At 41.6% G+C, this 10,525-nt stretch carries 10 protein-coding genes; 8 read left to right on the forward strand and 2 right to left on the reverse strand.

What is annotated here, in order from left to right; genetic code table 11:
* Positions 1-660: 660 nt before the first annotated feature.
* The 8 genes from HMPREF9078_RS02805 (at position 661) to HMPREF9078_RS02840 (ending at position 8,879) form a co-directional block, all read left to right on the forward strand.
* On the forward strand, positions 661-1,995 hold the full coding sequence (locus HMPREF9078_RS02805) for a TolC family protein (RefSeq protein ID WP_009419220.1): 1,335 nt from the start codon (positions 661-663) through the stop codon (positions 1,993-1,995).
* A gap of 65 nt (positions 1,996-2,060) precedes the next feature.
* A complete protein-coding gene (locus HMPREF9078_RS02810) occupies positions 2,061-3,290 on the forward strand; it encodes an efflux RND transporter periplasmic adaptor subunit (protein WP_009419221.1) in 1,230 nt (409 codons plus the stop codon).
* Positions 3,291-4,031 carry an ABC transporter ATP-binding protein gene (locus HMPREF9078_RS02815; RefSeq protein WP_009419222.1) on the forward strand — a complete coding sequence of 247 codons (741 nt, stop codon included), beginning with the start codon at positions 3,291-3,293 and terminating at the stop codon, positions 4,029-4,031.
* Between the two features lie 79 nt (positions 4,032-4,110).
* Positions 4,111-5,331 carry an ABC transporter permease gene (locus tag HMPREF9078_RS02820; protein WP_009419223.1) on the forward strand — a complete coding sequence of 407 codons (1,221 nt, stop codon included), beginning with the start codon at positions 4,111-4,113 and terminating at the stop codon, positions 5,329-5,331.
* Positions 5,332-5,368: 37 nt separating this feature from the next.
* Positions 5,369-5,596, forward strand: a complete 228-nt coding sequence (locus HMPREF9078_RS02825; RefSeq protein WP_009417797.1) for a hypothetical protein — start codon at positions 5,369-5,371, stop codon at positions 5,594-5,596.
* On the forward strand, positions 5,593-6,588 hold the full coding sequence (locus HMPREF9078_RS02830; protein WP_009419224.1) for a sensor histidine kinase: 996 nt from the start codon (positions 5,593-5,595) through the stop codon (positions 6,586-6,588). The genes HMPREF9078_RS02825 and HMPREF9078_RS02830 overlap by 4 nt, the downstream gene beginning before the upstream one ends.
* Positions 6,589-7,254: 666 nt before the next feature.
* Positions 7,255-8,250 carry an NAD(P)H-dependent glycerol-3-phosphate dehydrogenase gene (locus HMPREF9078_RS02835; protein ID WP_009419227.1) on the forward strand — a complete coding sequence of 332 codons (996 nt, stop codon included), beginning with the start codon at positions 7,255-7,257 and terminating at the stop codon, positions 8,248-8,250.
* A 44-nt stretch (positions 8,251-8,294) separates the two neighbouring features.
* Entirely contained in the window at positions 8,295-8,879 is a 585-nt protein-coding gene (locus HMPREF9078_RS02840; protein WP_009419228.1) for a riboflavin synthase, read from the forward strand.
* Here HMPREF9078_RS02840 and HMPREF9078_RS02845 read toward each other — a convergent pair.
* Positions 8,866-9,606 carry a 1-acyl-sn-glycerol-3-phosphate acyltransferase gene (locus tag HMPREF9078_RS02845; protein ID WP_009419229.1) on the reverse strand — a complete coding sequence of 247 codons (741 nt, stop codon included), beginning with the start codon at positions 9,604-9,606 and terminating at the stop codon, positions 8,866-8,868. The two genes, HMPREF9078_RS02840 and HMPREF9078_RS02845, sit on opposite strands and share 14 nt — an antisense overlap.
* A 291-nt stretch (positions 9,607-9,897) precedes the next feature.
* Complete coding sequence (locus HMPREF9078_RS02850) at positions 9,898-10,341, reverse strand: hypothetical protein (protein WP_009419230.1); 444 nt, start codon at positions 10,339-10,341, stop codon at positions 9,898-9,900.
* Positions 10,342-10,525: the final 184 nt, after the last annotated feature.

The raw sequence follows: 10,525 nt of genomic DNA on the forward strand, positions 1-10,525 counted from the left end.
GGTTTCGAGGCGAAAGAAAGAGAATCCTCTCCCCTGCCCTCTCCCAAGGAGAGGGGGAGTGTAGTGACGGAAAGGAAAAGGGATAATTAGAGGATTAGCAAATTTGGAAATGAGAAAATGAGGTGGTGTGGGGTCTTAGGGAATAGGCACTAAGGGGGGAGTGTAATACAAACGTCTTCCTTTATATATACTCCGCTTTCGCGGGACACATACCCAGCTGTCGCTGGCTATCTTCAAAGGGGGAATGTGGCGATGGAAAAGGGAAGAAAAGAGGAATGGCAAAGGACGAATGAAGAGTGATAAATGACGAATGGCAGATTTTTGAATAAACAATGCTTAAAGATAAAAGGAAGATAACTTGCAAGAGTTATTGAAGGAAGGAGATGTACAGGCAGTTGTTGGACGAGGTAGGCAAGTCGGAGAAGAAGGACGGGATAGATAGGATAGACAGGATGGGGTGAGCGGACAAGGTGCATAAGGCAGAGCGATTGGACGTTTCTGATGACTAAAATTAACCCCTTATAACTAAAAATTAACTGCTAAATATGGCTTTTCGTCGATAAAATAAAGCTTTTCGTCGATTATTTTTGCGGACTCCGGTTGCATTGCACTACCTTTGTCGCAACTAAATGACAAAAAGTTGCTTAAAAACTAAAAACGATGAAAAGAACTTTGTACATATCTCTTTTGTGTCTCTGTCCTTTGTTAGCAGGGGCTCAAGCGAAACAATGGTCGCTGGCTGACTGTATCAACTATGCGGTACAGAACAATATTTCTGTAAAGAAGACGGAACTGAACCAGCAGACGGCTGAAATCAATTACAGTCAGGCGAAGAGCAACCGCTTGCCTACGGTGAGTGGCTCGGCTTCGGCAAACCAGAATTACGGTTCGGCAATCAATCAGATTTCTAACGAGCGGGTGTCGCGCCGTACGTTCTCCAACAACTTTGGGGTATCGGCATCTATGCCACTCTATCAGGGCAATAAACTGAACCTACAAGTAGACCGCAGCAAATTATTGCTCGAACAGAACGAACTGTACGTGCAAGAGGCGAAAAATAACATCACTTTGAGTGTGCTTGAAGCCTATCTGCAAGCCCTTTACAGCTATGAGGGCATAGAGGTAGCTAAGAATACGGCACGCTCTTCGGGTGAGGAATTGAAGCAAGCACAGGGTAAGTTTGCCAATGGGTCTATTGCCAAACTGAGTTTAGCTGAGATAGAAACGCGTCACGCCAACAACGAGTATGCTATTATCAAAGCAGAAAATGAATACGAAAGTAGGGTACTGACCCTCAAACAACTGTTAGAGCTTCCTCCTAATAGTGATTTCGCTATTGCGCTCGACCTTCCCGCAGATGATGAAACGGCGATTATCCCTAATAAAGATGTGGTATTTGCGGAAGCCAAACAAAAGCTTCCCAATCTAAAAATCTATCAATCACAACAAAAGATAGCCGAAAAAGATATTAAGATAGCCAGAGCGGGCTATGCCCCTACTCTATCGCTACAAGCAGGGGTAAATACAGGATATTCAAACCTCAACGATTTGAGCTATCGCACCCAGTTGGACAGCAATTTCGGTCAGACCATAGGAGCATCGCTTAATATTCCTATCTTTTCGCAGTTCAGAAATAAGAACAATGTGAAACTAGCTAAGGTTACCCAACAGCAAGCGGTGCTCGACGAACAACAAGCGGAAAAAGACCTCTATACAAAAATAGAAACCGCTTGGCAGAATGCTACCACTTATCAAGCGCAACAAGCAGCTTCGCGCACGGCTCGTGACAATGCTAAATTGGCATACGATTTGGCAGTAAAAAAGCACGAATTCGGTGGACTTACCAATACCGAGCTTCTCGTAAGCGAAAACGCTTACCTCAACGCGGAGCAAACCTATTTGCAAAATAAGTATATGCAGGCGCTGTATGTACAGTTGCTGAAGTTTTATATGGGAGTCCTCCCCCTAACCCCCTCCCAAGGAGGGGGAATGTAGCGATGGTCATCTTTCTGAAAAAAATAACTTATAGAATATTATCTAATAACTAACGACTAAATACAATGAAAAAACACATTAAGAAAATCATCATTATCGTACTATTAGCCGTAGTGGCTTTTGGGGTGTATTACTTCTTTATGAAGGAAAAACCTTCTTTTATCGTCCTGCAAACCGATAAAGTAACCGAAGGTGATGTTACTACCGAAGTAACTGCTACTGGTAGCGTACAGCCAGTGGACGAGGTGGAAGTAGGTACCCAAGTATCGGGATTGGTAAGCAAGATTTACGTAGATTACAACAGCCAAGTGAAGAAAGGACAGCTACTGGCGGAACTCGACAAAACCAATCTACAAGAGAACGTTATCAATGCTACGGCTAACTACAATTCGGCAGTTAACGAACTAAATTATTACCGTCAGAATTACGAGCGTCAGCAAAAAATGTACAATGCCCAAGTGATTAGTCAGCAGGATTATGAGCAAGCATTGTATCAGTTTAACAATGCGAAGACCAATGTAGCACAACGCCTTACAACCCTCAATCAAGCGAAAACTAACTTAGGATATGCTAATATCTATTCGCCTATCAATGGAATTATCCTCAGCAAAGAGGTTGAAGAAGGGCAAACGGTAGCCGCCTCGATGAGTGCGCCTACGCTCTTCAAAATAGCCAAAGACATCAAGCGTATGCAGGTGGAGGTGAATGTAGATGAAGCCGATATAGGACAAGTGAAAGTGGGGCAACGCGTGAGTTTTACCGTGGATGCTTACCCTCAAGAAGAATTTGTGGGACGCGTTACTCAAGTGCGTCTATCGCCTACCACTTCATCAAACGTGGTAACTTATACGGTGATAGTAGAGGCTGAAAACCCTGATGAAAAACTGAAACCAGGACTTACCGCGACCATCGCTATTTATACCAATGAACTGAAAGGCGTAACTATCGTGCCCGCCAAAGCTATGAATTTCACCCCAGACATCGACCTACTGATGCAATACTACGCTCAGAAAAACATTAACGCTCCAATGCCCAAAGTACAGCACAGCAAGGGTAAAAACAAATACGTATGGGTGGTAAACACCGACGGTAGTCTTGCCCAAAAAGCGATAACCATAGGTAGTAATGATGGCATCAACGTGCAGGTGCTCAGTGGGGTAACAGTAGGTACAGAAGTGGTCACGTCCTTAGCAAATATGAACCCGCAAGCCAATGCGGAGAAAAAAGATAGTGGCGACAGCAGTAGTCCGTTTATGCCTAAACGCCCTCGTCGTGATAACTCAAAAGCCAAATAAATGAAAAAAGCAATCATCGACATACGCGATATGAAACGCGAGTTTAAGATGGGCAACGAAATCGTTCACGCCCTCAAAGGCATCAACCTCACCATTCACGAGGGTGAGTTCGTAACCATTATGGGACCCAGTGGGTCGGGTAAATCAACCTTATTGAACATATTAGGTTGTTTAGACCGTCCGTCGTCAGGCGATTACATTTTGGACGGCATCTCGGTGAAAGATATGAGCAAGAACGAACTCGCAACGGTACGCAACACCAAGATAGGCTTTATCTTTCAGTCGTACAATCTTTTGGCGCGTACCTCAGCTATCGAGAATGTAGAGCTCCCGCTGATGTACAACTCTAAAATCTCGGCTAAAGAACGTCGCGAGCGCGCTATTGAAGCTCTTATCAGCGTAGGCTTAGAAAGCCGATTGAACCACTTGCCTAGTGAACTATCGGGTGGACAACAGCAACGGGTAGCCATTGCGCGTTCCCTTGTAAATCACCCTGTGATACTCCTTGCCGATGAGGCTACCGGTAACCTTGACACTAAAACCTCTTATGAGGTAATGGAGCTTTTCCAACGCCTTAACGACCAAGGTAGTACCATAGGCTTTGTAACCCACGAGAACGATATAGCCCTTTTCAGCAAGCGCACTGTTGTACTTAAAGACGGACATATCATCAGTGATAAGGAAGTAACTAATAGGCTGAATGCAAAGGAAGAATTAGCGAAAATAGTGGTAGAAGATTAGCCATTTGGTTAGACGAGTCAGACGGGAAGGTGGACTTTTCTGACTAACCTGACACCTAAAACCTAACACCTAAAAGCAAATGAATATACAAAACCTTTTTAAAATAGCGTGGCGTGCCCTTTTGCTCAATAAAACAAGGGCTATGCTTACGATGCTGGGTATCATCATTGGGGTGGGCTCTGTCATTACAATGCTTGCCATTGGAGAAGGCTCTAAAAAGAGCATCAAAGAGAATATCTCTAAAATGGGTACCAATATGCTCAATATCCGTCCGGGTGCCGGTATGATGGGTGGAGTGCGTATGAGTATGAGCGATATGCAATCGCTGAAAATGACGGATTACGAAGTCCTCAAAAAAGAAGGTACCCTACTGAAATATGTATCGCCAGTAGTAAGTGGCAACGGACAAAGTATAGCAGGGGGCAACAACTGGCCTACCTCTATCTACGGAGTGAATACCGAATACTTGCCTATACGTGAGTGGAGTGTGGCAGAGGGAAGTATGTTTGGTGAAGATGAAATTACTAACTTTGCCAAAGTAGCCGTGATAGGGCAAACAGTGGCTAAGAATCTCTTCACTAATGGCGAAAACCCTATTGGGCAAACCATACGCTTTAAGAATATCCCATTTAAAGTGATTGGCGTACTTACCAAAAAAGGTGAGAGCAACTTTGGTCAAGACCAAGACGATGTGATTATCGCACCTTATACTACGGTACAAAAGCGTATTTTGGCGCAAACTTTCTTGCAAAGTATTGTGGCTTCGGTGCTCAATGAAAGTCAGTCGGAGAATGCGGTAAACCAAGTAAAGAAGATTTTGGAGCGCACGCATAACCTTTCGGCTACACAAGAGAATGATTTCAATGTGTTTTCGCAACAAGAGCTTATCAGTACGTTTAGCTCTACCAGCGAGATGCTTACCGTGCTGTTGGTAGCTATTGCCAGCATTTCGCTCATCGTGGGGGGAATAGGCATTATGAACATTATGTACGTATCAGTAAAAGAGCGCACTAAGGAAATAGGCTTGCGTATGGCTATTGGAGCTAAGGGAAAGGATATTTTGGCACAGTTTCTCATCGAGTCGGTGCTTATTAGCATCACTGGGGGAGTATTAGGGGTAATTATTGGTTTATTAGCCACCGTAGGCGTATCGCTGTTCATAGGCTGGCCAGTGAGTATCACCTTGTATTCTATTGTAATATCCTTCTTAGTATGTACCATTACAGGGGTATTCTTCGGTTGGTATCCTGCCCGCAAAGCAGCCGAGTTAGAACCTATTAGCGCCCTGAGATACGAGTAGTACGAGCCACACAGGTAATTAGAAATAATAAAAACTGATGAATATAACTTTACCTCCTTATGCTACAACAGAAGACCTCCAAAAATGTATGGTTATTGTTAGAGAAATATTAGATAGTAAAGCCATTACTATTAATGATGAGCAGTGCCAAGCTATAGCTTTAGAAGTTATGGGTATCTCTTATGCCAAAGGAGGAGACTATTCCTCTGAAATCATCAAGAGTTTTGCAGAAAGTTATTTAAAAACATCAAAGTATAAAGAATGAAATTTTTAACACACATAGCTGCTTGGGCAGTGGTTTGTATTTTACCTGCCCTTATTTTTATCTCCGAAAGCAATCACCGATTTGAGGAAGCACTTTATCGTTCGCTCATATCATTGCCTTTTTTGATGTTTTTGTTCTACATCAGTTTCTATTGGCTTATTGATAAACTGTGGTTTAAAAAACGATATATACTTTTTATATTGGTAGCAGTGGCACTCATTTTATGTATTTCGTACAGCAAATATGAGCTTTTTTCGTACTTTGCCCTTCACAAGAGTAAACACAAAATGCCTCCTTTCCACGCTTTTGTGTATTTTGATTTCCTATCGAACCTCTTACCAGTAGTCTTTGCAATGGCAATACGCTATGCACAACGCAACTTTTCTTTAGAAATCGCTCAGAAAGAAGCCCAAGCGCACAAACTACAAGCCGACCTTACCCAACTGAAATACCAACTTCAACCGCATTTCTTTTTCAATGCGCTCAACAATATCTATTCGCTTATAGCCTTTGACCCCAAAAAAGCACAAGAGAGCGTGCATAGCCTTAGCAAGCTGATGCGTCACTTTATGCAAAACAGTGACCAAAAGCAAATTAGCCTTGCAGAGGAAGTTGATTTTTTGCAACAGTACATCAGCTTAATGCAGTTGCGCCTGACTGATAAAACTACTGTACGGGTAGATTTCCCGAAGCAACTACCCCCACTCACCATAGCGCCTTTGCTGTTTATCAGCTTGGTGGAAAACGCTTTTAAGCACGGTGTATCGGCGACTGAGGTAACAGAATTGTCGTTTAGCTTGAGAGTAGAAGAGAATAAGGTAATATTTAGAAGTGAGAACACTATAATTCCTAAACAAGAAAGTTTGTATAACTCAGGCATTGGCATTGAAAACTTAAAGAAACGGCTAACACTTCTTTATCCTAAAAAACATCAATACAATATCGAAGAAAAAAACGGAGAATACATTGCTCAATTGACAATTGAGAATTGAGAATTGACAAATGTGAGGTTTTTAGAGCAAAGGCAAGAAATTTTCTTAAAAAAGAAGTACTTTCGATGTGAGGAGAGTGTAGCTTACGCTACAGAAATCTTACAAATCAAACAAATAGGTAGCAAGCTACCTGAAAGTCTCGAACTGACCTATACTTCATAATTTTGCGCAGTTGCTCTGCGGGACGTATGACGGACTTTTAACAAACCTTAAACGGAACTACAGTGGTTTTATAGTGGCTTTACAGTGGGTCTACAGTGGCTCTACAGTGGCTCTACAGTGGCTCTACAGTGGCTCTACAGTTGCTCTACAGTGGCTCTACAGTGGCTCTACAGTGGGTCTACAATAAAGGTTAATCGAATTATAATAGAACATTGATTGAACTTATGGTGCTACTATCTCCTCACATCACTCGTTCTAGTGTTTAAACTTGTTGTACTTAAAATAAGTAACAACTTAAATGAAAGGCTCGAAATTTTCTTTAAAAAAAGAAATACACCTGGCGGTACAGAAATTGGAACAGATTTAATTGATTTTCACATAATTTATATAGCATAAGCTATATTTCCTCTTTTGGTGTGTTTGGTCTGTGGTTTTAGGATGCACTTTTTGGTAATACAGCATTATTTTCGTACCTTTGCCCCAAAATAATAATAGCTAACAATTGTGGAAACCAAAATATCAGTTATCGGAGGAGGAAGTTGGGCAACGGCTCTGATTAAGATTTTTACCGCCAATATCGACCAAGTGTGTTGGTATATGCGCAATGAACAGGCTATTGAGCACATCAAAGCGACCAAACACAACCCTAACTACCTTAGCGATGTACATTTAAACATCAGCAAGCTACACCTCACCAACGACATCAACGAGGCGGTAGCTTTTAGCGATTATGTCGTCTTTTCTATCCCTTCAGCTTTCTTGAGTGACGAATTAGAAAAACTCACCGAACCGCTATCTAATAAAAATATATTTTCTGCTATCAAAGGTATCGAACCTAAAAGCGGACTTATAGTAGGTGAGTATTTCAACAAAATACATCACGTACCTTATGCACAGATAGGCGTTATAGCAGGTCCTTGCCACGCCGAAGAGGTAGCTCTCGAACGTCTGTCGTACCTCACTATTGCCTGTCTCGATGAGGAAAAAGCACGTTTTATGGCTGAAGCTATGAAACGCCATTATGTGAAGACCAAAATATCCGACGATGTGGTAGGTATTGAATACGCTGCTATGCTGAAGAACATTTATGCCCTTGCTGCGGGTATTGCACACGGATTGGGTTATGGCGATAACTTCCAAAGTGTGTTGATGAGCAACGCCATTCGCGAGATGCGACGCTACATCAAGCATATTTACAAAATCAAACGCAATATTAACAATTCCGCTTATTTAGGCGATTTACTCGTAACCGCCTACTCGCTTTTCAGTCGCAACCGTATGTTCGGCACGATGATAGGTAAAGGCTATACTGTAAAGAGTACAATGGCTGAAATGAATATGGTAGCCGAAGGCTATTATGCCACCAAAAGCGCTTACCTCATTAACAAAAATCAAGAAAAACCCAGTCGCACCCCTATACTCGATGCGGTCTACAAAGTGTTATACGAAGGCAAAAGAGCCAATGTAGCGTTTGCAGAATTGACAGGAGAACTGGATTAGAGAATGAGGAAATGAGGAAATGAGGAAATTTGCTAATTAACTTTATGTTCACAGGAATTATAGAAGAAATAGGTAAAATCGTACAGATAGAACGCGAAGAGGCGAATCTGCATTTATACGTAAAAAGTTCGTTTACAAATGAACTAAAAATAGACCAAAGTGTTGCCCATAATGGGGTATGCCTTACGGTAGTGGCTATCGATGGCGATGTATACCGAGTAACCGCTATTGCCGAAACTCTTGCCAAAACCCACTTGGGCAGTTTGCAAGTAGGTGATGCGGTAAACTTAGAGCGCGGTATGCTTCTCAACACGCGCTTAGACGGACATATCGTGCAAGGTCACATCGACCAAACGGGTACTTGTAGTGCTATCCAAGAAGAAGCAGGTAGCACCCGCTTTACTTTTGAGTACGACCCTTCTACTGGCAATGTGGTAATTGAAAAAGGCTCTATTACTGTGAATGGTGTAAGCCTAACGGTAATAGATGCGACTTCCCATAGTTTTAGTGTAGCAGTAATCCCCTATACTTTAGCACATACCAATCTGCAATACTTACAAATAGGTAGTGTTGTAAATTTAGAATTCGATGTGATTGGTAAATATGTCGCCCGACTTATGCAACGGTAAGGCGTTGTAAAATAAGAGAACGTACTTCTTCACGTAAGGACTCTTTATCGTCAAGAGTTTTGCCTTGGGTAGGAATAGAGCGCAATATATCTACTCGCATCGTACCCATACTGCCGGCAAAGAAGCGGAAGGGAAAGCGTTTTTTAGTATCGTAGAATACCATTGGCACTATGGGAATTTGGCATTCTATCGCAATGCGAAAAGCACCATCTTTAAAACTATCGAGTACTATACTCTCATCATCGGGGACACCTCCTTCGGGGAAAATACAAATGCTCAAGCCTGCCTTTATTCTCTCCATCGCTTGGGCATAAACCTCCTTTCTACTCTTCGGACTCTTTCTATCTACCATTATGGCAACACGTTTGTAGAAATAACCAAACAATAGCGTCTTGCTCAGTTCCTTCTTCCCTACAAATACAAACGGATTTTTACTACAGTAGAACATCAGCATTATGTCCATCATACTGTAATGATTGGCGACCAACATATAGCTATGGCGGTCGTTAGGCACGGTATATTCCCTGTGTATTTTCGGTAAAAAGCCCATACCATACAATATAGGCGTTGCCCATAAGTTTCGGGCTACCCAATAAAATGAGCGATACCATTCTGCCCGTGCTGTAAGAATAAACAACAAGGGCAACCACAGGAGAATAAGAATGAGTACAAGCAAGTAAAACCAGCTCTTCCACAAAAGCCAAAAGGTGTATTTCAGGAGTTTCATTTAATGCAATCTTATTATTATCCGGCAGGAGCAAATATATTACTGATTTCTAAACTTATAAACCTCAGCATCACTGCTTAACGCTCTCTTTTTGCAGTGTAAAAGTATCGTTAAAACAGTAATAAAGTTTTGTTAAAATCGATTTTTTCTTTGGTAATTCAAAAATTTGCCGTACCTTTGTCAGCGCAATGAGGGTGGTAGCTCATTGTAAAACTTCAAATAATAGTTTTCATAATTTAAAGTTTTGGTTGGTTAATGGAAAAGTCCGATATTATTATCGGACTTTTTTTCTTATACAGACCACCATAGCTTCCAAGGAATCATCGAGAGCAAGCACACCAGTGCAATACCGTAAAACAAGGCTATTTTTCCGTACATCTTGCGCACTTCTGTCTGTTTTTTAAGTTTTACCCAGCCCACAGTAATCAGCGTTACTGCTATGATGTTCATTATAGGGTGCTCCACTAATAATTGGCGCAATAAGCTGTCTTTCATCACCACTTTAGCCCCCTCACTCCACATCTGCAAACGAGGGGTAGTTACATAGACTAATAAGCCCAATAATAATTGTATATGAGAGAATACCAGAGCAAACAAACTCAAGCGGAGGTCTTTTATTCCAAAGTATTTTCTTTTGCCAAAAAATCCCATAAGCGCATTGATAACTGCTATGATAAGCACTGCCAATACTAAATAAGCACATAGTGAATGTGTCTGTTTAATTAGTTGATACATAATATTCTTTATAAATTTGCGGGCAAAAATACAAATCTTTTTGAAATTCTTTTCTTTCTTCGAAGTATTTTTTGTACCTTTGCCTTTGGATGATAGTTATGAATTATTGACGAATGAGGAAATGAGAGAATTTGGAAATGAGGTGCGAGCTTGAGTTAGAGGAATGAGGCTGTGCCTCAGAAAT

The sequence above is a fragment of the Capnocytophaga sp. oral taxon 380 str. F0488 genome, from assembly GCF_000318255.2.
GTDB classification, from domain to species: domain Bacteria; phylum Bacteroidota; class Bacteroidia; order Flavobacteriales; family Flavobacteriaceae; genus Capnocytophaga; species Capnocytophaga ochracea.

Coding starts and splice junctions, on each gene's coding strand:
- HMPREF9078_RS02805 (WP_009419220.1), top strand. CDS start 661: ATGAAAAGAACTTTGTACATATCTCTTTTGTGTCTCTGTCCTTTGTTA.
- HMPREF9078_RS02810 (WP_009419221.1), top strand. CDS start 2,061: ATGAAAAAACACATTAAGAAAATCATCATTATCGTACTATTAGCCGTA.
- HMPREF9078_RS02815 (WP_009419222.1), top strand. CDS start 3,291: ATGAAAAAAGCAATCATCGACATACGCGATATGAAACGCGAGTTTAAG.
- HMPREF9078_RS02820 (WP_009419223.1), top strand. CDS start 4,111: ATGAATATACAAAACCTTTTTAAAATAGCGTGGCGTGCCCTTTTGCTC.
- HMPREF9078_RS02825 (WP_009417797.1), top strand. CDS start 5,369: ATGAATATAACTTTACCTCCTTATGCTACAACAGAAGACCTCCAAAAA.
- HMPREF9078_RS02830 (WP_009419224.1), top strand. CDS start 5,593: ATGAAATTTTTAACACACATAGCTGCTTGGGCAGTGGTTTGTATTTTA.
- HMPREF9078_RS02840 (WP_009419228.1), top strand. CDS start 8,295: ATGTTCACAGGAATTATAGAAGAAATAGGTAAAATCGTACAGATAGAA.
- HMPREF9078_RS02845 (WP_009419229.1), bottom strand. CDS start 9,606: ATGAAACTCCTGAAATACACCTTTTGGCTTTTGTGGAAGAGCTGGTTT.
- HMPREF9078_RS02850 (WP_009419230.1), bottom strand. CDS start 10,341: ATGTATCAACTAATTAAACAGACACATTCACTATGTGCTTATTTAGTA.